The organism is Azospirillum canadense, from assembly GCF_025961225.1.
Lineage (GTDB): Bacteria > Pseudomonadota > Alphaproteobacteria > Azospirillales > Azospirillaceae > Azospirillum > Azospirillum canadense.
The window spans coordinates 85408-106773 of record NZ_JAOQNG010000009.1 but is presented as its reverse complement, the minus strand read 5'-3'; the positions used below and the strand labels follow the sequence as shown (position 1 = coordinate 106773).

The window sequence follows — 21366 nt, the reverse complement described above, 5'->3', positions numbered from 1 at the left end:
CAGCGCCGGCAACGTCCTTGACGCTTCGGCTGCTGGCCGTCGGTTTGGTGGTCGCGGCGGTCGTCGCCGTCCTGAAGATCACCGGAGCGTTCGATTACCTCAGCTTCGCCGCCCTGGCCCGCAACCACGACTGGCTGGTCGGCCGGATGGACAGCCTGGGCGTCGGCGCGCCCGTGCTGTTCGTCCTCGTCTACGCCGTCTGCACCGCTCTGTCGCTGCCCACCGGCCTGCTGCTGTCGACGCTGGGCGGCTTCCTGTTCGGAACCGCGTGGGGCGGGCTGTGCACCCTGATTGGGGCGACACTGGGCGCCACGGCCGTCTTCCTGGCGGCCAAGACCGTCCTCGGCGACCTGCTGCGCGCCCGCGCCGGCCCCTTTCTGCAAAAGCTGGAGGCAGGCTTTCGCGAGGACGAACTGAGCTACATGCTCGTGCTCCGGCTGGTGCCGCTGTTCCCCTTCTGGCTCGTCAACCTGGCGCCCGCGTTCCTGGGGGTCCGCACGGCGACCTTCGTCATCGGCACCTTCGTCGGGATCATCCCGGGGGTCCTGGTCTACACCAGCGTCGGCACCGGCCTCAGCGCCATCCTGGACAGCGGCGGCACGCCGGACGGCTCCGCCTTTCTCCAGCCGCGCGTGCTCCTTCCCGTCATCGGCCTCGCCGTCCTGGCCCTGGTTCCGGTCATCCACAAGCGGTTCCGGCGCGGCGCGCCGCAGCCCGCGGGGAAACTGCCATGAGCAACACGACCAAGAGCAACATCGGCAACAGCATCCTCGACGTCGACATCTGCGTCATCGGCGCCGGCTCCGGCGGGTTGTCGGTGGCCGCCGGCGCGGCCCAGCTCGGCGCCTCCACCGTGCTCATCGAGCGCCACCGGATGGGCGGCGACTGCCTCAACACCGGCTGCGTGCCGTCGAAGGCCCTGCTGGCCGCCGGAAAGGCGGCCCACCGCTGGCGCGGCGAGCGGGCGCTGGGCGTCGAGTATGCGCCGCCCGGCGTCGATTTCGCGGCGGTCAACCGGCACGTCCACGAGGTGATCGCCGCGATCGCGCCGAACGATTCTATCGAGCGCTTTGAAGGGCTCGGCGTCCGGGTCATCCAGGGCACCGCCCGCTTCGCCGGCCCGCGCGAGGTCGTGGCCGGGGACACGCGGATCCGCGCCCGGCGCTTCGTCATCGCCACCGGGTCGAGCGCGACCGTGCCGCCGATCCCCGGACTGGACGGCGTGCCGTATTTCACCAACGAGACGGTGTTCGACAACACCGTGCTGCCGCGCCACCTCATCGTCATCGGCGGCGGGCCGATCGGCCTGGAGATGGCGCAGGCCCATCGCGCCCTCGGCGCCGAGGTGACCGTACTGGAGGCCGCCCGCGTCCTGCCGAAGGACGACCCCGAACTGGCGACGCTGCTGCGCCAGCAGTTCGTCAACGAGGGCATCGCCGTCCGCGAGCGGGTCAAAATCCTGCGGGTCGAGCCGGACGGGGACGGCGTCGCCTTGGTGCTCGACACCGGGGAGGGCGACGAGGAGCGGATCACGGGCTCGCATATTCTGGTCGCCGCCGGACGGCGGCCAAACGTCGCCGGGCTCGACCTTGAGAAGGCCGGCATCGCGTATGGCCCGCGCGGCATCACCGTCGATGCGCGGCTGCGCACCAGCAACCGGCGCGTCTTCGCCATCGGCGACGTGGCCGGCGGGCCGCAGTTCACCCATGTGGCCGGCTACCACGCCGGCATCGTGATCCGCAACGCGCAGTTCCGCCTGCCCGCCAAGGTGGACTACCGGGCATTGCCCTGGGTGACCTACACGGAGCCGGAGTTCGCCCATGTCGGCCTGACCGAGGAGCAGGCCCGCGCCGCGCACGGCGACGTCATCACGGTCCTGCGCTGGCCGTTCGTCGAGAACGACCGCGCCCAGACGGAGCGCAAGACCTCCGGCCTCGTGAAGGCGGTCACGACGAAATCGGGCAAGATCCTCGGCGCCTCCATCCTGGGTGCCGAGGCCGGCGAGCTGATCCAGGTCTGGACGCTGGCGATCGGCCAGGGGCTCACCGTCAAGGCGCTGGCCGGGATGATCGTGCCCTACCCGACGCTGGGCGAGGTCAGCAAGCGCGCCGCGGGCAGCTTCTACACGCCGAAGCTGTTCGGCGAACGCATCCGGCGGCTGGTGCGGCTGCTGTCCTGGTTCGGCTGACCCGCCGGACTAAGGGGCCGGACCAGGACGCGGCCCCGGCCGGGTCGATTTTCACATCCCACACGAGGAATGACCATGACGAGAACGCCCTACTGGCTGATGGGGACCATTGCGGTCGCGCTCACCGTGCTTGGCGGCGCCGCCATCTCCGCGCAGGACAAGCACGCCGTGCAGGTGCCCAACGGGCTCGCCCTCGCCGAATTCCGGGGCTACGAAGACTGGCAGACGGTCGCGGTCAGCAAGACCGACGAGGAACTCGCCGTGATCCTCGCCAACCCCGTGGCGATCGAGGCCTACCGCGCCGGCGTTCCCGGCAACGGCAAGCCGTTCCCCGACGGCTCCAGAATCGCGAAGGTCCATTGGAAGCCGACGACGAGCGCGGAAGCGCCCGCGCCGACGACGGTGCCCGACGGCCTGGACAACGTCGATTTCATGGTGAGGGACAGCCGGCGCTTCGCGGACAGCGGCGGGTGGGGATACGCCCAGTTCAACCACGACGCCGCGTCCGACAGCTTCACGCCCGATGGGACCGACGCCGGTTGTGGGTACGCGTGCCACACGATCGTGGCCTCCAAGGACTATGTGTTCACGGCCTACGCGAAGCGGTGAACGGGGGCGCGCCCAGCGGTTCGGGTGGCCGGTCCCTTCCGGCGAAAGGAGGCAGCCGCGGCCCAAGCCGCGGAGGCGACTTTGTACACCCGTGTGTCCACGCGCAGGCGCTGCACAGTCCGATACATAAAGCCGTTCCATCGGACACATTCGGGCGACATGGGTGCGTCACAACAGCAGGAATGAACGCACCGGAGCGCACCATGACCATCCGCCGCATCGCCATCCTCGCCCTGGCCACCGCCCTGGCGGCTGCCGCGCCGACCGCGGGCACCGCCTTCGCCCACGGCGCAAAGGACGGAGCCGGCCATTCGCCGATCATCCCCATGGAGAACGAGCCCGCGCCCAAGCTGGTCGTCGACCCTCCGCTTCCAGGTCCGCTGGCGCGGGGCGCCGTCCTGATCTCCTACCGGACGGAGAACTTCCGCGTCGTGCCGGTGCTCGGGGCGCCCGCCCGCAACGTCTCTCCACGGGTCGGGCATCTGCATGTGACCGTCGACGACCTGCCCTGGCACTGGGGGGACTTCAGCAACACCGACACCATCGTCGTGGTCGGCATGCCGCCCGGCCCGCACAAGCTGCTGGTCGAGCTGTCCGACCCGGAGCACCGCATCCTCGCCGCGCAGACGGTGACATTCACGGTGCCCGATCCGACGTGACGACGCGCGAACGGCAGGGCCGCGGCCGGTCGCCGACGCCCCCGAACATGTCCGAAAACGTTGCCTCTATGACATTCCAGTCACCGACCTCATCGCATAGGCTTCAACCAACGCCGCCGCAAGATCGCTGGCGGACAGCAGAAGGAACGAGAACATGAGCAGCAAGGGAACCGCGCTCGTCACGGGCGCCTCGTCCGGCATCGGCGCCGTCTACGCCGACCGTCTGGCCGCGCGCGGGCACGACCTGATCCTGGTGGCGCGCAACACCGACCGCCTTGCGCAGCAGGCCGACGCCATCCGCCGCCGGCACGGCGTCGTGGTGCGCACGGTCACCGCCGACCTGACCGACGCGGAGCAGCTCCGGTCGGTGGAGCGCATCCTGGCCACGGACGAGGCCGTCACCCTGCTGGTCAACAACGCGGGCTTCGGCGGTGCCGGGCCGCTCCTCCAGTCCGATGCCGACCGCATGGAAGAGATGATCGGCATCAACGTCACCGCCCTGACGCGGCTGACCTACGCGGTGGCCCCGCGCTTCGTCGCCCGCGGCGGCGGCACCATCGTCAACATCGCGTCCATCGTGGCGATCGGGCCGGAGATCCTGAACGGTGTCTACGGCGCGACGAAGGCCTTCGTGCTCGCCTTCAGCCAGTCGCTGCGCAAGGAGCTGTCCGACCAGGGCGTCCGCGTCCAGGTGGTGCTGCCCGGCGCCACGGCGACCGACTTCTGGAATACCGCCGGCCTGCCGGTCGACAACCTGCCGCAAGCCTGGGTGATGTCCGCGACCGACCTGGTGGACGCGGCGCTGGTCGGGCTGGACCGCGGCGAGTTCGCGACCATTCCCTCCCTCCAGGACGGCGCCCAGTGGGATGCCTACGAGGCGGCCCGGCAAGCGATGCTGCCCCACCTGTCCAGCGCGACCGTCGCGCCCCGCTACGGCCTGGGCAAGGCGCCGGCCTGAGGGCAGCGCCCGCGCAAAGCCGTGATCGCGGGATGCCGGAGGACGAAAGAAAGAGGGCCAGCGCGCAAACGGGTTCCGTCAGGGCTCGCGTCAGCTTGATCGTCGCACTGGAGCTGTCGTAGAGGGTCACCTCCGCTTTTCTCCGCTTTTGGAGGTTACGCATGCGCTGCCCGCACTGCTCTTCGACCGCGACGGCGGAGCGTTCGGACCGGGCGGCACACGGGTATCGGCGCTTCCGCTGCCGCGGGTGTGGGCGCCAGTTCAACGAACGCACCGGCTCGGTGCTGAACCGGCTGCTCCCCACCGACGTGGCCTTTCTCAGCGTGCTGTGGCGGCTACGGCTCAAGCTTAGCCTGCGGGACCTCGCGGAAATCCTGCTGCTGCGTGGCTTGGTCGTCTCGCATGAGGCGGGGCGCGATTGAGAAGCCAAGCTGGCGCCGTTGCTCACCGAGGCCCTACGCAAACGCCGGAAGGGTCAGATCGGCCGGAGCTGGGACGTCGATGAGACCTACCTGAAGGTCGCGGGGCAGTGGCAGTCCCTGTATCGAGCAATCGATACAAACGGCAACCTGGTCGACGTCTTCCTTAGCGCGACGCGTGACCAAGCCGCCGCCGAGGCGTTCTTCCGCTCGGCCGTGGCGGTCACCGGCATCATTCCGGAAACCATCACCTCCGACAAGCACGCCGGCTATCCGCCGGCGCTCGACGCGGTCTTCGGCGCCGACGTCGAGCGGCGAACATCCAAATACAAAAACAACCATTTGGGGCAAGACCACCGCGGGGTCAAAGGGCGCACGCGCCCGATGCGTGGATTCAAATCCGCGGTCAGTGCGGCCCGGTTCTGCCGGGCTCACGACGAGGTGCGCAACGCCCTGCGGCCGGTGGCCTGGCGCAAGCAGCATGTCCTCGCCGCACGCCGATGGGCGATTCATGTCCAGAGGGTCGCCGCCTTGCATGACATGCTCGCCGTTGCATAGCGGGCACCCTCCGCGCCTCCTCCGCTTCAGCTCCGGGCGTGGCGCGACAGATGACGGAACCCCACGGATTGCCTACGCCGCCGCGGGGAACGCTTCAGCCGGGGCTAGTGGGTCATGCGCCAATCCGTTGCATGTAGCCGGCATCCTCCACGGCACGGACGGCACAGAGGATGATCTGCTGGTTGCAGGCCAGAAGACGGATCGAGCCGGCCGCGGTATCGGGCTCCATGACAAAATGGACGCCCTGTTTCACCTGCAGCAGGCGGCACAGCCAGGGCGCCAGCCCGGCGGGAAGGAAGTTCGTGAAGGTGCGCTCGAAAGGGAGCGGAACCTTGTGGGCTGTCATTGGGTGTCTCTCCAGCTGTGGTCCACGCTTCGAGTGATCCGTTCAAGAATGGTGGCGCGGCAGGTCAAAGGCGAGATGACCGGCCGTGGGGGCTCCGGCCAACCGGAGCTTCACAAAGGAAATGAGCGAACTGCGGATCGGGCCCTACATACGGACTTACCGCGACGTACTCGGCGCGCGGCTGAGCACCCAGCAGAAGGCGATGCTTACGCCGATGCTCAGCTTCTTCACATGGCGGACGTTAATGCGTAAGAGCGGGCTGGAAGAGGGGGCGCCCTGACCACAGCGGTTCACGCCATCAACGACGCGGGGTGGTTAGCAACAGCCGGTTCGGCGAAAAGCGGATCCACCCCGCGTCGTTGATGGCGTGAACCGCCTTTTGCTAAGCCCCCGTTCGGTTTTGATCGGAAGCCTGTATTCCATATGCCCAGGGGTTGTGGGGGGTTCCATGCTGTACCTTCGTCCTTGCGACTGAGAGCCGTACTGGCCTTCGGGACGCGGTGTCTCACACAGCGATCATCGGATGCGGGGGCACAGACCGATGTCCGTGCCGTCAGAAGAGGGGGCTGCGGTAAACACCCGACGACACACGCCGGTGCACCGTGGGTTGCCCGTCGTCGGCCTTCTGCCACAACTGCGCCATGACGCACTGGCCGTTTTCCAGACAGCGCAGCGTGAGCACGGAGATTTTGTGCGCCTTCAGGTGCCCGGCCGTCGGCCCGTTATTTTGATTGGACATCCCGATTACGTCCGGCGTGTCCTCCAGGACCACCACGCCAACTATGGGCGCACGCCCTTCCATGACATGCTCAAACCCGTCCTCGGCAACGGACTGGTGACCAGCGAGGGCGAACTGTGGCGCCGGCAACGCCGCCTCGTGCAGCCGGCGTTCCAGTCCAAACGCATCCGCAGCTTCGTGCCGGTGATGGCCGCTGCCGCGGCCGAGACGGCGGAACGTTGGCAGCGAGTCGCACAGGCGGACATGCGCATCGATCTGGCGGCGGAGATGTCATGTCTCACCCTGACCATCATCCTGCGTGCAATGTTCCACCGGGACGACCGTCACGCCGGAATCGGCAACGCCGTCCAAATGGTTCAAGAACAGTTGGCGTCCCGGTTCTGGTCCTTGACCGGCCTTTTCCATGGCTTGCCCACGCCGGCCAACCGCCGCTTCCGCCGCGCGCTCGCCACCTTAGATGCGGCCGTCGCCGCGATCATCGCGGAGCGATCAGAGGCCAATGGGCAAGAACAGGACCTGCTCGCAATGCTGTTGGCCGCCTGTGATGAGGAGACGGGCACCGGCATGGACCCGACGCAACTCCGTGACGAGGTCATGACGATGTTCCTCGCCGGGCATGAGACGTCGGCCGCGGGCTTGAGCTGGGCCTGGTACCTGCTCACCTGTCATCCCGAGGCCGCCGAACGGGTGCGCGAGGAGGCACGCAGCGTTCTGGCCGGCCATCAGCCCGTGTGGGAGGATGTGGAGCGCTTGGCTTTCACCCGCATGGTGGTGCAGGAAACCCTGCGGCTGTATCCGCCGATCGCGTGGTTCGGCCGGCGGGCGGTGGCCGCCGGTATGATCGATGGGTATGAAGTGCCGGCAGGCTCGACCGTTCTGTTCAGCCCCTATGTGGTTCAGCGGGATGCGCGCTTCTGGGCAGAGCCTGAGCGCTTTGTCCCGGAGCGCTTCGCGCCGGACCAACCGGTCCGGCTTCCCTATTCCTACTTCCCGTTTGGCGGCGGGCCACGCACCTGCATTGGCGCTCATTTCGCGATGACCGAGATGGTGGTCACCTTGGCGACGCTGGTGCCACACTTCGAGGTCAGCTTGGGGATCACGTCCCCCATTCCCATGCAGGCCCTCATCACGCTCCGCCCAGCAGGCGGTTTGTCGGCACGGATCGCCCCGCATTCCTGATATCCAAACGTCTGCCAAGCGTTCATCGAACTTCGGCGGTCGTGTCGACAGGGAGCACGCAGCCGGCCAGAGAGCGGACCGCGGGCACGCCCACGGTCCGCCCTTGGCCGATGGCCACTCTACCGGTTGCCGGAGTTGCCGGTGCCGGCCCGGGGTTGATCCAGGTTGAGCGCCGCCTGGGTTTCGGCGTTCAGCCGACCGGTCGGCTTCAGGTCATGAGAGCGCTGGAAGTCCTCCAGGGCTTTGCGCGTCGCGGGGCCCCACCGGCCGTCCACGGCGACCTGACTGCCGTTGTCGTTCAGCGCCCGCTGGACGTTGCGAACCCGCTCGGGAGGCATCGACGAGGTCCGCCCCACCGTCTCCCGGCGGTCGGAGGTATGGTTGACCGCCTCGGATGTCTTATTCGCCGCTTGGTCGGTCAGGCGGTCGGTCTTGGTTCCCAAGCTCTCGTCCATGGAGTGGCCCGCCGCCGCTCCCCCGACGCCGCCGACCACCGCACCGACCGGGCCACCGACCACGGCTCCGGCCACGGCACCGGTGCCGGCGCCGGTGGCGGTGCGCGAGGTGTCCGTGCTGCCGCACGCAGCAAGAGCCAGAAGCAGGCTGGCGGATATGACCGCTTCGTTCAGTCTGATCATGTTTTCCCTCCCGTTCTGCGCTATCAGCGCGTCATACATGTGTATAAATTTCGACGGAGGGCTGTGGTTCCACCGCGGCGCGTTATTTGCCGTTTTCTGTCACCGCTGCGGAAGCACGGATTTGGCGAGCGGCGGCATGGATCGCCTGTGCCGTCATCACTGAAATGATTGTTCTTGCCACGCCGATCTCCCGGACGCCCGCCTGGCCAGCAACGTTTACGGCGGATATCGGTTTGCTTGGCGCAGCCGGACCGAAGCCGCTGGAGCACAACGGCGGACTGGCCGGCGCGGAACGCTGTGGAAGAAGCGTTGATGTTGCACGCCCTTGATCACGTAAGGCGGTTCCGCGGCCGGCTGATGGACGCTGCCGGCCTTGGCCCTGACGAAGCGCCCTTCCGGGTCCTGTCCTCGCAACCCGGCATCCGGATCCGCGCCTATGGCGGTCCGGCTTCCGGTCCTGCGCTTGTGCTCGTACCCGCACCGATCAAGCGCGCCTACATCTGGGACTTGGCCCCGGACGCCAGCGCCGTGCGCCATGCACGCGCCGCCGGTTGGCGCGTGTACCTGGTGGAGTGGACCACACCCGACGCCGCGACGGCGGAATTCGGACTTTCGGACTACGCGGACCGCCTCATCCTGCGCGCGCTTGATGCCGTCGCGGCGGAAACCGGTGAGAGGCGCGTACCGCTCGCCGGCCATTCGCTGGGCGGCACGCTGGCGGCCATCTTCGCCGCGCGTCATCCGGACCGGGTGAAGCGGCTGGTCCTGCTGGAGGCGCCGCTCTCCTTCGGGGCGAAAGCCGGCGTTTTCGCGCCGCTGGTTGCCAGCACGCCGCCGCTCGGCGGCATGCATGCGCTGCTCGGCACGGTTCCGGGGTCTTTTCTCACCGCCATCAGCGTCGCGGCCGCACCGGACACCTTCGCCGCGGCGGTGTGGCGCGACTGGCTGGCCAGCATCGCGGATCCGCGCGACGCCGTCCTGCACAGTCGGGTAATGCGCTGGGCGCTGGACGAGTGCCCGATCCCCACACGTCTCTTCGAAGACATTCTGGAAGCCCTGTACCGCCAGGATCTTTTCGCTCGCGGGCTTCTCCGCATCCATGAGTGCAACGTGGGGCCGGACCGGCTTCGCATGCCGATCCTGGCCGTGGTGGATCCGCGCAGCACCGTCATTCCGCCAGCCTCGGCGCTCGCGGTGCTCGCCGGTCGCGACGCGCACGTGCTCCACTACACCGGCGACCGAGGGGTCGCGCTTCAACACGTCGGCGTCCTGGTCGGCCGCTCGGCCCACGCCATCGTCTGGCCGGCCATTCACGCGTGGCTGGCGGCGCTCAGTCGGTAACGTATGGTGATCAGGCCGCTCGATGCGGAAAGCCTCGCCTGCGCTCTTCCGACCGATGGTCGGGAAACGGTAACTCTTTCGCGGCTTTGTCCACACGCCCAACATCTGGCAATGTCCCGACATGCCGTCGCAAGCTGATGTTCTCACGGCCGAGCGCCTTCGGCGCGCACGCGAGCGCGCCGGGTATGCTAGCGCCCACGCCGCTGCGGACGCCTTTGGCTGGCCTGACTACCCCCTGGACGAGAGTGGGCAACGGGTGCTGACGGCCATGCGCGCGAAGCTTTACGCGCACGCCTTCCACGTCGATCCGGACTGGCTCATGTCAGGAGGCACGGAGCCCGCCACCGGACCAGACGGAGCGGCGAGTGGCGCCTCCGCTTTGTCGCAATCGACCGATGAGTTGGCCGAGCGGATCAGCCGGCTGACGGATGCGCAACGAGCCACGCTGGTTGAGTTCCTTCGGGCTATGCAAGAGCGCTGAGGAAAGCCTCAAACGGTGCGGTTGTCGCACCCCTGGCTCGAAGCCGGAGCGCCTCGTCGCAATACGCTCTTCCGCGTGATGGAGAGACCCTCCTCAGCTGCGACGTTCATATCGGCAGCAGTGTGAGACCGTGCTCTTAGTCAGGCTCTGTCGTACGTTTTCCCCGCACGCCGGAGCCCGGCCTTCTCATCCAGAGAGGCACGCGACATTGGTCAGGCGACCTCCAAGGTAGTCCCTTCCACCTTGCTGCCGAAGCCATTCTCCAGCGCCCAGATCGCCGCCTGGGTGCGGTTCGAGACGTTGATCTTGCGCAGCAGGCTTTTGAGATGGACCTTCACCGTTGCCTCGGTGATGTTCAAGTGAATGGCGATCATCTTGTTGCTGTCGCCCAGGAGGAGGCGCTGCACGAGTTGCACCTCGCGCCCCGACAGGCCCTTTGGCATGGACGGCCCGTTGGCGTTGGCGTTCACCTTGCCCGCGATCAGAAGGGCGGCCAGATGGGTGGGGAATACCTTTTCCCCCATCATCACCAAGCGCAGCGACTGGGCGAGCGCTGCCGGCGAGATGTCCTTCATCAGGAAGGCATCGGCGCCCGCCTGGATGGCGTTGGCCATCTCCGTGGTGTCCAGTTCGGTGGCGAGCAGAACCAGGCGTGCTTCCGGAAACCGGCCCTTCAGCGCCGTCACCGCCTGCACCGTGTCCCGCGTCGAAGCCGGATCGAGCATGATGAGTTGGGGCGCTTCGCCTTCTGCGCCCGACAGCATTCCTTCCGCGTTCGCAGCCTCGTTCGTGACGCGGAACTCCCCGTCGGAGAACAGGGCCTTCATGCCTTCGCGGAACAACTTGTTGGCGTCAATCAGAAAGATGGAAACAGGGTGCATCGTTCAGTCACTCTCAAAAGCGATTAACTCGGCCGGACGCTACCCGATCATTTGCGTACAAACCACCCTAGCGTTAGTAAAAAATTAACCATATGCCGCCGCTTAAAACCTGCCCTTTGGGCTATATGCGGCACCTCGACGGAACGCTTTGCCTAACCTATGAAGAGCGGCCTCCCCGTGCAGCGATGTGGCGCTCTGGATGGAGGGTAAACCGCTTTTGACGGCCTTGCTCCAGCGGAAGCCGCTCAAGCTCAGACGGCCGGCGCAGGTGGGCTACCGCATGCCGCATGCCCCCTTGGTGCCCTTGGACGCTCCATCGTTGGGGTGACAAACTACTTGGAACGTCAAAACAGAGTTCCTGGGGAGGAAACAGCATGGACCAGAATCGGCGGACGTTCCTCAAGACCACCGGCGCCGTCGGCGCCGTCACCGCAACCGCCGGCATGGCGCTGCCCACCGTCCCGGCACAGGCCGCGGCAAGCCCCGTCCCTCACGCGTTGGAGATGGCACGCGGCATGACGCTGGTGAACATGCGGCGTGATGGTGGCTTCGGACTCGGCGTGAAGACGGAACGCGGCATCCTTGACGTGACGTTGGCGGCCCAAGCGCTGAACATGCCGGCACCGGTGGACATCGACGACCTGCTGCAGAACAGCAAGGGCGGAATGCTCAAAGCTGTGGTGGACGCGGCCAAGGCGAGCAGTGCCGCCGAGCGGGCGGTGGTTCCGGAACGTGGCATCGAGTATGCCCCCGCCGTCACCCGGCCCGAGAAGATCATCATGATGGGCTTCAACTACCGCAAACACGCGGAGGAGACGAACACCCCCATTCCCAAAAACCCCATTCTCTTCAACAAATACAACAACGCGCTCAATTGCCATGGCGGCACCATCAAGCTGCCAACCGGCGCCGCCACCAAGTTCGACTATGAGGTCGAGCTGGTCATTGTGTTCGGAAAGGAATGCAGCAACGTCTCCGAGGAGCAGGCCCTGGACTATGTGGCTGGCTATTGTACGGGCAATGACTTCTCGGCGCGCGATCTGCAGTTCCTCACCTCGCAGTACATGATCGGCAAGTCGTGCGACGGCTTCGCACCGCTCGGGCCGTATCTGGTGACCAGCGACCTCGTTGGCGATCCCAACAATCTGCGCCTGGAGTGCCGTGTCAACGGCGAGCAACGGCAGGACTGGAACACCAACGACATGATCTTCAACTGCCGCCAACTCATCAGCTTCGCCTCCAAGATGATGACCATCAAACCCGGCGACATTTTCTTCACCGGCACGCCACAGGGCGTGATCGCCGGAAAGCCCAAGGACCAGCAGGTCTGGCTGAAGCCGGGCGACAAAATCGCTTGCAGCCTGGAAAAGCTTGGCGAGTTGGCCTTTGAGCTGACGTAAGGCGGACCGTGGGGGCAACGCGGCGGGGGCGGCGGCCGGCAACCTGTTCCGAGTTGGCAAAGCCCATCGGTCTCGGAGGGAGGGCCGGAAATCGGACGAAGACGTAGGAGGAAAGCGTGAGCACAACTCTCTGCCGGTCGGGGGGAGCGGTCTGGGCTGTGGCGTTTTGGCGACAGCGCACCCCGAAACGCAAAATCCAGCCCCGCGAGGGCTGGATTTGGTGCGGCGCAGCGTCACATGATCCGTTGTCGCTTTGCGCGACATGCCCTTTTTGGGGCGTTTCCTCCCTAGACTCGGGCCGCGGACATCTGTCTAGCGGCCTTTTTTCTGCGCATCAATAGGCCGATGGTCAGTAACACGAACGATTTTAGAGACGCCTGACGCGGCGCTGTGTCCAACGCGAGCGCATGGACCGGTCGTCGCGTTCCGGACTGTGAACCGCGCGAGCCGACGAGGCGACAGTCCGGGGCAGCGGCGCTCCCGTCACTAGGGCCGTAGCCTCCGCGGCCATCCGCGGGCACCGGGGATTGCAAATTGCGCGCAGCAGTCCCCGACGTCAGGGCTGTGCCGGGCTTCCATCAGCCTGAAGAACAGCCGCCCATGTGCCGGCTCGTGGAGTGTCGCCATGGCCCCTTACCGAAACTCCAAAAATGGTCGGACAACATGTGCGCACGAATGCCGGGCGTACCTCCGTTTGCGTATCCTCTCGCCCCGCCCTCTCGCCTTTGTGCGGACGCATTGGTGGAACATAGGCCCGTTTGGCCTGTTCTTCACCAACCATCGGCCGTACGGGCCCTCAGGAGGACGGTGATGCCGACATTCGGTGTCGATCTGCAAGACGTCACCGATGTGGCCCGCAAGCGTCAGTGGCTGTGTTCCTTGAGTGCTGACGCGCTTCAGACTCTGCTCCGGTGGAACCAATTGGCGGTCCTGCGCCAACCCGGCGAGGCCCGGTGCCGGGAGCTGCTGTCGGGGTCGATCCTGATCCGCTGTGAACTGGTGCGGCGCCGGACTGACGCCGCACTCGACCCTGCCGACCTCGCGCAACCAATGCCCGATCGGCGCGTCGATCACCCGGCAACGCGCCCGTCCTCGCATTAACGAAGCTGTCGCATTGGTTTCGCCACGATGTGCCCGGCGTGGCCGCCACTTTAGGCGTAAGATGAGAACCTCGTGGTCGCGTTGGCACTGGCCGGGCGTCCAATTGAACCTTCTATCGCGCACGCCGTCCACCACCATGCCGGAACAAGCACGACCGCGGCCGTTCGATGCCGAAAGCTGGCCGCATTGCCGCGCCGCGTGGATTCGAGCATGCGTGCCAAGGTTCCCTTCGGTCAGTGGCCCCGGTGGTCCATGTGCAAGAAAGGGGAAAGCTCTTCGGGCGCGGCTCGCCGCTCCGCAGCAGCGGCGGCATCGCCGGCGGGCACGCGCGGAGAGTTGCCCGTTGGCGAAGATTCGGTCACCGGCGCCGTGACCGCAGGGCGTTTCGGTTTGGCCGCTTGGTGACGCGCGCGTTTCGCCGGAGCGTGAGCGCTGGTGGGCGGCTTTGTGGCGGCTGTGGGCAGGGCCGCCACCGACGCTCCGCTGGCCGCCGACACAGGCGTCGATTCACTGGTTGGTGTCCCACCTGTCGCCGGCCCGGATGTGGGCACGGTCGGGGGGGCGCCGGGCTCTGTGTTGCGGGAAAAGGCGTCCCCGCACAAACCCTCCTCGCGCGCCTGGTCCAGCTTGGCGCCGTCGAGCAGCCAGCAGTCGATGCTGGCCGCCCACGTCGAGGGAGCGACCATGGTCGCGGCCACAAGTGGCGCGGCCGTGAGAAGGCCCTGCGTCCATGGGCGGCCGGGCAACCAGCGCCGTGTGTTCTTCGACCGTTCCATCACCGTTTTCACTTTTCGAGACATACAACGTCGAACGGCCACACATGTGCAATGCGAAGCAGGAGTAGGTGAGCATCAGTGAGGTACCCCTCGGCGATGCGGCGTCCCTGTCCAGCAAAGCTTAAGCATCGGTGGCCCCTCTTCCCATCGGCGCTCCCTCCAGTCGTGGCACGCAGTGACCGCGCCTTGTCGTCAGGCCGGATGCGGCTTGCCGGTGTTAACGCATGGCAGAGCCGCTGGAGTGACCCATGCGCCCCTTGATGATGCTGATGCTTGCCCTGCTCCTGTTGACCGGCTGCGAGATCCGGGTCTGTTGCGACAACCAACCCTCATCGAAGGCCAAAGAGAATGTGACGCAATGAAGTGCCCACCGCCTTTTTTGCGGTGTTCGTCGGGAGCAAAGTCGCTCCCCAAAGCGTTTCATACACAACGACGAACAAACAGACGCAACATGGTCCCAGGGAGGGCGCCCTCGCGCCGACGGACGTCGGCACCTGGGGGTGCTTATGATTACGATCCCTGGACTTTTCGCCACCACAGCGGTTTTGGCGCTCGACTGGTACGGCCTGCTGTTCTGCCGGATCGAGCGGCAACCCAGTGAGCCACCCCCGGCGGAGTGAGCATCGCGAGTACGGTCAGGTCGAAAGGACCGGCCCCATACTCAACGGACTGCTCCATAGGTGCTTTCCATTGGTGGGAAAGGCACGGCATCTGGCACGCAGCACCTGCCGGTCGCCATCACGCCAGCCTGCCTCGGGCCTCCGAAGTCGTGATTGCGGCGCTCATTGGCGTTTCAGATGTATGCATATGGAATGGTAATCGCTATCACGGAGACTTCGAGCAGAATGCCTTTTGACAATCCGAGAGGCGCCCGCGGACCAAAGCGCCCGCGGTTCGGTCAGCCCGCTCCGCCACAGATCGGGTCTGGCCATTCGCCAGCCCGACCGCCGGCGCGGGTTGGCGGTTCCGCGCAGCAGAAGCAAGCCCAATGGCTTGCCCGCGCCGCCGATGCCGAGCGCCGCGGCGACGCTGTCGAAGCGGAGTTGTGCCGGCAGTATGCCGAGCACTGGTACCGCGTTGAGCGCGAGTTCCCATGAGGCGAGCTTAAGCGTCGGCGTCCCGGCTGCCCCGTGTTCGGCAGAGCGGGATCGCGGAGAACCTTTGCCTTCTGCGCAACCGTTTCCGTGCACCAAGCCGCATACCGATGACGGTCGAGACCTTCACCGCGCGGCCGGCGCGACATTGAGCCACAATGTTTCAAAGCGGCGCCGATCCTTCGCGACGTGCCGAGTGATTGGAAATCGATACTCAGGCTGACCGCACGGACTGAACGGCGCGGAGGACCTCCCGCAGAGGCATCGGTTTCGCCACAACGGTCACCTCACCCGCCTTCATGGACCTCAGCGTCTCCAGCGCGCCAGACGTCTCATGCCCGGTCATCACCACCACGGGCAGGTCGGGGGCGATGGCACGAAGCTGACGAATCACCTCCAGGCCATCGACGCGCGGCATCTGAAGATCGGTCAGCAGCACATCGGCCGGATCGTTGAGAAAGCTTCGGATAGCGGTCTCGCCGTTGTACGTCACGGTGACCCGGTAGCCCGCCCCTCTCAAAGTTTCGCCAACAGCCAACGCCAGAATCGGCTCATCATCGGCCACAAGAACATGTAAGTCGGGCTCGTCCGCCATTTTTCGGGGCATCGTGTCTGCCATCGCCGGTCAGGAGGGCGCGAGCAATACCTCAGGCGGCACCGTCAAGTTAGTGGCGGCTCGTCATGCCGAGGTCGGACACATGGCGCAGACATGGAGGTGCGGATCGGGTTTACGCGGCCAAGCGGGCTCCAGCCATCTCCGCCCAGGCATGGAACGCTTGGGCACGGGTGGCGCGGTATTCAGAGGCCGTGAGATGAGCGCGACGGAGGTGGAGAAGGTTGTTTATGGGGTCATGGATGGCGAGAAAGCACTGGATCTGCCGTGGTGATTTGTAGCGCTTCATTTGCCGCTCACGTCGCCGGGTCGGCTGGTGGCTGTTCTCGGCCCGGTTGTTCAGGCCCTTGTGCTGGCGGTGCTCGCCGCGCAGCGTCAGGTCCTTCTTGGCGGCCGCGTAAGAGCGCAGTTTGTCGGTGATCAGGACACGGGGGTGCCCGGCCCTGCTTCTTGAGCAGCTTGCGCAGCAGACGCTTGGCCGCCCGCTTGTCGCGCCGGCTCTGGACCAGCACATCGAGCACAAAGCCGTCCTGGTCGACGGCGCGCCAGAGATAGTGCTTGGTGCCCGCGATGCTGATCATGACCTCGTCCAAGTGCCATTTGGCACTGTGAGCCAGACGACGCTGGCGGATGCGGTTGGCGATCGTCTGCCAAACGTCAGCCCCCCGGCTCGGATTGTTTCATGACTGACCACGATGCCGCGCCGCGCCAGCATCTCCTCGACCATCCGTAAGCCGAGCGGAAAACGATAATAAAGGTGCACCGCGTCGCTGATCACCTCCGCGGGAAACCGGTAGCCGGCGTACATGGCATCAGGGCGCATCGTCATGCCCGCCCTATACCGACTTCCCCTGCCTCCGAGCCAGCCCTAACTTGACGGTGCCGCACCGCGTGCTCGCGGACTTCAGGAGCGTATTTTGGTGATGCCGGTTTCGTAATGATGCCCCCATTCTCTCAGAAAGCAGGGCCTCCGGGAAACCCGGCGCGGTTCACAACCGTAAGCCCGACCTCGGACGCCCTGACTCCGTCCGCATCGCATAATCAGCAGCGCCGACCGCGCCGGCAGCAGCCGATACCGCCTCGATGCAACAACGTCCCTTGCGGCTCGCTCTCACCCCCTTTGGCCAGCATCTCGTCAATGCCAAAGTCACAGGCGGGCGCACCCACTCCAGAAAACACTGATGAAGCACGCAGTTCGCGCCAAGCACATCAAAGAACGTCCCGGGCATGAGATTGGTTGATTGAGAGACAATGTCCGAAATGCCTTTTGTATGTTTCGGGGATGCGCTATGCTTGTGTTGATCGCTTTCCGCTTGGGATTGTAATAACGACGGAGCGATCATCGGCTATGCAACTTGTGGGGCGATCGAGCCCGCTGCTGGTCGCGGGTGTGAGCGGCGAGGTGCAGCATGGATGTTGACGCTTGGCTGGATCAACTTGGGCTCGCTCGCTACGGGCTGGTCTTTCGCGACAACGCGATCGACGCGGATGTGCTGTCTGAATTGACCGACGAGGATCTTGCCAAGCTGGGCGTCCTCCTCGGACATCGAAAGAGACTGCTCAAGGCTATCGCGGCGCTCCGCACCACTCCGGACGGGGCTGGGGCTGCGGGACCGGCAATGGTCGTTTCGGGCCCGGAACGTCGTCAGCTCACGGTGATGTTCGTCGATCTTGTCGGCTCGACGGCCCTGTCCGCCCGTCTCGACCCTGAGGAAATGCACGACCTTCTGCGCCGCTACCAGAACTCCGGGGCCGGCGAAATCGCCCGGTGCGAGGGACACGTCGCCAAGTACATGGGCGACGGAATCCTCGCTTATTTTGGCTGGCCGAAGAGCCATGAAAACGAGGGCGAGCGGGCGGTCAGGGCCGGTCTGGCGATCGTTGATGTCGTCAGCCGGCTCGCCACGCCGGAGGCTACCGCGCTGGCGGCGCGTGTCGGCATCGCAACCGGGCTCGTCGTCGTTGGCGATCTGATCGGCGAAGGCTCGGCACGGGAGGAAGCCGTGGTTGGAGAAACTCCCAATGTTGCGGCACGCCTCCAAGGCCTCGCCGAACCGGGATGGGTTGTCGTTGCGGAAGCGACACGGCGGCTCATCGGCGGGCTGTTTGACGTGGAGGATTTGGGGCTATGGGAGGTTCGAGGATTGGCCGCCCCGCAGCGCGTGTTTCGGGCGCTGCGGCCGAGCCGAGCGGCAACTCGCTTCGATGGGCTGCATAGCGGGTTCATTGCCCCCCTCGTCGGGCGAGACGCCGAACTGGGCGTGCTCTTGCGCCTCTGGCACCACGCCAGCCGGGGCGAAGGGCAGGTTGTCCTGCTGTCGGGCGAGGCCGGCATCGGCAAGTCCCGACTGATACGTGCTCTGCGCGAACACCTTGCGCCGATGCCGCTTTGTTCGCTGTGCCTCCAAGCCCAGCCCCATCAGACCCAAACCGCGCTGTGGCCGTTTATTGAAAATCTTGAAAATGCGGCCGGCTTTGTCCGCGAGGACGATTCCACCGTTCGGCTTGCCAAGCTCAAGACCCTTGTTGAGTCGTTCGCTGACGAGGTCGCCGCCGACACCGTGATCACCTTTGCGGCTCTGCTGGGCGTGCCGGTCGACGGTGGAGATCCCTTCTGCGACTTAACCCCGCAAGAGCGGAAGCAGCGAACGTTTGAGGCGCTACGGCACCACTTGAAGTGCCTGGTCCGGCACCGGCCGGTGCTGTTCATGGTCGAGGATCTGCATTGGCTCGACCCGACGTCGACCGAACTGCTCGCGTCAATGGCTGAGGAGATCGACCGGATGCCGGTCCTGCTCGTCGTCACGACGCGACCGATGCCCCCACCCCCATGGTCCTGTTATCCTCACGTCACCCTTTTGACGCTCAATCACCTTGATCAGCACGCGGCCGCCGCCTTGATCGAGCGCACCGCCAACGGGCGTGACCTGCCTGCCGCAGTGGTCAAGGACATCCTGGCAAAGACCGAAGGTGTTCCCCTCTTCATTGAAGAGCTCACAAAAGCGGTTTTGGAGGCCGGACTGCTTCAGGAACCAGCAAACGGACCTGCTCTCGCCGGGACGCCCGCGCCGCTTTCCATTCCCGCCAGCCTTCACGATTCGCTGGTCACACGATTGGACCGGCTTGGCTCGGTCAAGGAACTGGCGCAGATCGGGGCCGTGATCGGCCGAGAGTTCCGCCACGAGCTTCTTGAGGCGGTGGCCGGGCTCGAGCCGCGGGCACTCGATGACGATCTCGAGCGTCTGCTGCAATCGGAGCTCGTCTTCCGTCGCGGAGTGGGGGTAGAGGCGACGTATGTCTTCAAGCATGCGCTTGTTCAGGATGTCGCGTATGCGACTCTGCTCAAGAGTCGGCGGACCGATCTGCACCGCCGGATTGCCGCCGCCTTCGATGCACGGTTTCCAGAGATCGGCGAGCGCCAACCCGAGTTGCTCGCCCATCATCTGACCGAGGGTGGCTCCATCAACCGGGCGGTCGATCTTTGGCTGAAGGCCGGGCGCCTCGCCAGTGGCAGATCAGCGAACCAGGAGGCCATCGGCCACTTCCGCAAAGCTCTCGCACTGCTGGGCAAACAAGAGCCGACGGAAGGGCATTGGCACCAGGAACTCGAGACGCAAATTGCTCTCAGCGGCCCGTTGATCGCGACGAAGGGCTTCGCGGCCGCGGAGGTTGAAACGGCCTATGGCAGGGCGGAGCAGTTGGCACGACGCCTGGCTCATCGAGCCCACCTCGCCACAGCATTGCGCGGCCTCTGCTATGTGCATCATGTCCGAGCCAGGCTCACGCGCGTCGATGCCCTGAGTGCCGAACTCCTGGATATGGTCCGTGACGATCAAGACCCGATCATTCTGGCCGATGCTCACCATGCTCGGGCGTTTGTACTGTTCCATCAAGGACACTTCGCATTAGCGCACGAGCACATCCGCATCGGCCGCGAGACTCTGGCGCGGATCGGAGCCCCTGAGCGAGCCTTGTTCCTTGGGGTCAACATAGCAGTCTTCCAACAAGCCTACGGAGCCCACATCGACTGGTTCCTCGGGCATCCAGAACGTGCGTTGCGCACCGTGGAGGACGCGGTTGCGCAGGCCCAACGGCTCGCGCATCCCTTCACCGTGGCAGTGGCGTTGATCTACGCCGCCATGCTGCACCAGTTCCGACGCGAGCCGGACCGGGCGCGCGATTGGGCGGAACTGGCGCTGGGGATCTGCACAGAGCACGGGTTCAGCTACTACCGTGCGTGGGCCACCATCCTCCTCGGCTGGGTCGGCGCCGAAGCCGGCGATCCCGTGCAGGGAATCCGCTTGGTGCGCAACGGCATCCAGGATCTGCGGGCGACTGGGGCCGAGCTGCGCATGCCCTTCTATTTGGGCATCCTGGCGGACCTGCATCGGCGTGCTGGGGAATTGGACCAAGCGCGCAAGGCGCTGTCGGAGGCCATGACCACAGCTCGACGCACCGGGGAGCGATGGAACGATGGGACGCTGCGCCTGCTCGCCGGCGAGTTGCTGCTGGCGCATGAGTGCGGGGGAGCATCCGTAGCGGCGCGCTGCTTCCGGCGGGCGCTCTCAATCGCGCAAAGGCAGGGCGCTCGGTCCCTTGTGCTTCGGGCCTCCACCAAACTTGCTTCACTGGCCGCCACCAACGTTCGATGCAATGACGCGCGCGACCGGCTTGCCTCGGTCTACCGTCTTTACGAGGAAGGCTTTGACGGGGTCGATCTGCGGGACGCACGTGAGATGCTCGATGCTCTGGACAAGGGGCGATCACCCGACGCGACACCCGGATGAAAGGCAAGAGGCACCGTCAACTCTTTGGCAGCGGTGCAGGTGGTGGGCGCGTTTTGACCAGGCCCGCCGAGAGATGTTCGCCGACATCGAGACTTCCTACAATCGACAGCGTGCCAACTCGGCCATCGGCTGCATCACGCCCGAACAGGCCGAGCTACGATACGCGTGAACCCGGGTCCACCAAAATCACCCAATAGCGGCTTCAATTTGAAGCTGGTAACGGCACGAACTTTTCGTATTTCCATTCCATAATCCTGGCGGCGTCGGCTGGCGGCGAGGACGCGACGACTGCACTCGATGCGAGTGTGGGTCTCCCTCATACTTCGGCTCGACCAGTCGACCATCACCCATCCTCGTTCTCAATTCTACGGCGGCAGCCATCGGCGGTCAGCTTGGCGTCTCGACACCGGAACATGGGGGCTGGCGACAAAGCCGGAAGGACCAAACCGCCGAGGTCATGGCTTGGGTCGCCCAAACGGCAAGGTCCGATGGCCCGCTAAGTGTAACGGTCGGCCGATGACGATGGAACTACCCATCGCCAATTAGGGCTTCTGCCGCCTGCCGGTTTGCCACCGCTCCTCGCTTCCCGTCTCCTAGGG

At 65.7% G+C, this 21366-nt stretch carries 18 protein-coding genes and 1 pseudogene; 14 read left to right on the top strand and 5 right to left on the bottom strand.

Annotated features, from left to right (window positions below; genetic code table 11):
- Window positions 1–17 precede the first annotated feature (17 nt).
- The 7 genes from M2351_RS34895 (at window position 18) to M2351_RS34865 (ending at window position 5391) form a co-directional block, all read left to right on the top strand.
- Window positions 18–734 (top strand): TVP38/TMEM64 family protein, encoded by a 717-nt coding sequence (locus M2351_RS34895; RefSeq protein WP_264660224.1) that lies wholly within the window; start codon window positions 18–20, stop codon window positions 732–734.
- Window positions 731–2188 (top strand): dihydrolipoyl dehydrogenase family protein, encoded by a 1458-nt coding sequence (locus M2351_RS34890; RefSeq protein ID WP_264660605.1) that lies wholly within the window; start codon window positions 731–733, stop codon window positions 2186–2188. Before M2351_RS34895 ends, M2351_RS34890 begins: the two co-directional genes overlap by 4 nt.
- Before the next feature lie 75 nt (window positions 2189–2263).
- A complete protein-coding gene (locus tag M2351_RS34885; RefSeq protein ID WP_264660604.1) occupies window positions 2264–2797 on the top strand; it encodes a cytochrome P460 family protein in 534 nt (177 codons plus the stop codon).
- A 203-nt stretch (window positions 2798–3000) separates the two neighbouring features.
- Entirely contained in the window at window positions 3001–3456 is a 456-nt protein-coding gene (locus tag M2351_RS34880; RefSeq protein WP_264660603.1) for a DUF4399 domain-containing protein, read from the top strand.
- 154 nt (window positions 3457–3610) lie between these two features.
- Complete coding sequence (locus M2351_RS34875; protein WP_264660602.1) at window positions 3611–4414, top strand: SDR family NAD(P)-dependent oxidoreductase; 804 nt, start codon at window positions 3611–3613, stop codon at window positions 4412–4414.
- A gap of 161 nt (window positions 4415–4575) precedes the next feature.
- On the top strand, window positions 4576–4836 hold the full coding sequence (locus M2351_RS34870; RefSeq protein ID WP_264660601.1) for a hypothetical protein: 261 nt from the start codon (window positions 4576–4578) through the stop codon (window positions 4834–4836).
- Window positions 4837–4854: 18 nt separating this feature from the next.
- Entirely contained in the window at window positions 4855–5391 is a 537-nt protein-coding gene (locus tag M2351_RS34865; RefSeq protein WP_264660600.1) for a transposase, read from the top strand.
- 112 nt (window positions 5392–5503) lie between these two features.
- Here M2351_RS34865 and M2351_RS34860 read toward each other — a convergent pair whose 3' ends face one another.
- On the bottom strand, window positions 5504–5737 hold the full coding sequence (locus tag M2351_RS34860) for a hypothetical protein (RefSeq protein WP_264660599.1): 234 nt from the start codon (window positions 5735–5737) through the stop codon (window positions 5504–5506).
- Window positions 5738–6344: 607 nt separating this feature from the next.
- On the opposite strand from M2351_RS34860, the gene M2351_RS34855 reads away from it, so the two are divergent.
- Window positions 6345–7655, top strand: coding sequence for a cytochrome P450 (locus M2351_RS34855; protein WP_264660598.1), 1311 nt, complete (start codon window positions 6345–6347; stop codon window positions 7653–7655).
- 119 nt (window positions 7656–7774) lie between these two features.
- Here the strand turns inward: M2351_RS34855 and M2351_RS34850 are convergent, their stop codons facing one another.
- Window positions 7775–8293, bottom strand: a complete 519-nt coding sequence (locus tag M2351_RS34850) for a peptidoglycan-binding domain-containing protein (RefSeq protein WP_264660597.1) — start codon at window positions 8291–8293, stop codon at window positions 7775–7777.
- A gap of 237 nt (window positions 8294–8530) precedes the next feature.
- On the opposite strand from M2351_RS34850, the gene M2351_RS34845 reads away from it, so the two are divergent.
- Entirely contained in the window at window positions 8531–9634 is a 1104-nt protein-coding gene (locus M2351_RS34845) for an alpha/beta fold hydrolase (RefSeq protein ID WP_264660596.1), read from the top strand.
- A gap of 268 nt (window positions 9635–9902) precedes the next feature.
- Window positions 9903–10115: a hypothetical protein gene (locus M2351_RS34840; RefSeq protein ID WP_264660595.1), complete on the top strand. Its 213-nt coding sequence runs from the start codon at window positions 9903–9905 to the stop codon at window positions 10113–10115.
- Between the two features lie 212 nt (window positions 10116–10327).
- Here M2351_RS34840 and M2351_RS34835 read toward each other — a convergent pair whose 3' ends face one another.
- Complete coding sequence (locus M2351_RS34835) at window positions 10328–10996, bottom strand: LuxR C-terminal-related transcriptional regulator (RefSeq protein WP_264660594.1); 669 nt, start codon at window positions 10994–10996, stop codon at window positions 10328–10330.
- Between the two features lie 374 nt (window positions 10997–11370).
- On the opposite strand from M2351_RS34835, the gene M2351_RS34830 reads away from it, so the two are divergent.
- The 3 genes from M2351_RS34830 to M2351_RS34820 all read left to right on the top strand — a co-directional run bounded on the left by M2351_RS34830 (window position 11371) and on the right by M2351_RS34820 (window position 15370).
- Entirely contained in the window at window positions 11371–12396 is a 1026-nt protein-coding gene (locus tag M2351_RS34830; protein WP_264660593.1) for a fumarylacetoacetate hydrolase family protein, read from the top strand.
- An 810-nt stretch (window positions 12397–13206) separates the two neighbouring features.
- The gene (locus tag M2351_RS34825) at window positions 13207–13497 is read left to right on the top strand and encodes a hypothetical protein (protein ID WP_264660592.1); all 291 of its coding nucleotides are present in this window, start codon (window positions 13207–13209) and stop codon (window positions 13495–13497) included.
- Window positions 13498–15070: 1573 nt separating this feature from the next.
- Window positions 15071–15370 carry a DUF4167 domain-containing protein gene (locus tag M2351_RS34820; RefSeq protein ID WP_319801963.1) on the top strand — a complete coding sequence of 100 codons (300 nt, stop codon included), beginning with the start codon at window positions 15071–15073 and terminating at the stop codon, window positions 15368–15370.
- 211 nt (window positions 15371–15581) lie between these two features.
- Here the strand turns inward: M2351_RS34820 and M2351_RS34815 are convergent, their stop codons facing one another.
- Together M2351_RS34815 and M2351_RS34810 are read right to left on the bottom strand one after the other, a co-directional pair.
- On the bottom strand, window positions 15582–15962 hold the full coding sequence (locus M2351_RS34815) for a response regulator (RefSeq protein WP_264660590.1): 381 nt from the start codon (window positions 15960–15962) through the stop codon (window positions 15582–15584).
- Between the two features lie 133 nt (window positions 15963–16095).
- A pseudogene (locus M2351_RS34810) lies at window positions 16096–16809 on the bottom strand (IS6 family transposase).
- A gap of 580 nt (window positions 16810–17389) precedes the next feature.
- Between M2351_RS34810 and M2351_RS34805 the strand changes: the two are divergent.
- Complete coding sequence (locus M2351_RS34805) at window positions 17390–20767, top strand: AAA family ATPase (protein ID WP_264660589.1); 3378 nt, start codon at window positions 17390–17392, stop codon at window positions 20765–20767.
- Window positions 20768–21366: the final 599 nt, after the last annotated feature.

What these genes read in the sequence shown, in the direction of transcription:
- M2351_RS34870 (WP_264660601.1), top strand. Translation starts at nt 4,576, where the DNA reads ATGCGCTGCCCGCACTGCTCTTCGACCGCGACGGCGGAGCGTTCGGAC.
- M2351_RS34860 (WP_264660599.1), bottom strand. Translation starts at nt 5,737, where the DNA reads ATGACAGCCCACAAGGTTCCGCTCCCTTTCGAGCGCACCTTCACGAAC.
- M2351_RS34840 (WP_264660595.1), top strand. Translation starts at nt 9,903, where the DNA reads ATGCGCGCGAAGCTTTACGCGCACGCCTTCCACGTCGATCCGGACTGG.
- M2351_RS34820 (WP_319801963.1), top strand. Translation starts at nt 15,071, where the DNA reads ATGTATGCATATGGAATGGTAATCGCTATCACGGAGACTTCGAGCAGA.
- M2351_RS34850 (WP_264660597.1), bottom strand. Translation starts at nt 8,293, where the DNA reads ATGATCAGACTGAACGAAGCGGTCATATCCGCCAGCCTGCTTCTGGCT.
- M2351_RS34875 (WP_264660602.1), top strand. Translation starts at nt 3,611, where the DNA reads ATGAGCAGCAAGGGAACCGCGCTCGTCACGGGCGCCTCGTCCGGCATC.
- M2351_RS34880 (WP_264660603.1), top strand. Translation starts at nt 3,001, where the DNA reads ATGACCATCCGCCGCATCGCCATCCTCGCCCTGGCCACCGCCCTGGCG.
- M2351_RS34805 (WP_264660589.1), top strand. Translation starts at nt 17,390, where the DNA reads ATGGATGTTGACGCTTGGCTGGATCAACTTGGGCTCGCTCGCTACGGG.
- M2351_RS34885 (WP_264660604.1), top strand. Translation starts at nt 2,264, where the DNA reads ATGACGAGAACGCCCTACTGGCTGATGGGGACCATTGCGGTCGCGCTC.
- M2351_RS34835 (WP_264660594.1), bottom strand. Translation starts at nt 10,996, where the DNA reads ATGCACCCTGTTTCCATCTTTCTGATTGACGCCAACAAGTTGTTCCGC.
- M2351_RS34815 (WP_264660590.1), bottom strand. Translation starts at nt 15,962, where the DNA reads ATGGCGGACGAGCCCGACTTACATGTTCTTGTGGCCGATGATGAGCCG.
- M2351_RS34830 (WP_264660593.1), top strand. Translation starts at nt 11,371, where the DNA reads ATGGACCAGAATCGGCGGACGTTCCTCAAGACCACCGGCGCCGTCGGC.
- M2351_RS34825 (WP_264660592.1), top strand. Translation starts at nt 13,207, where the DNA reads ATGCCGACATTCGGTGTCGATCTGCAAGACGTCACCGATGTGGCCCGC.
- M2351_RS34890 (WP_264660605.1), top strand. Translation starts at nt 731, where the DNA reads ATGAGCAACACGACCAAGAGCAACATCGGCAACAGCATCCTCGACGTC.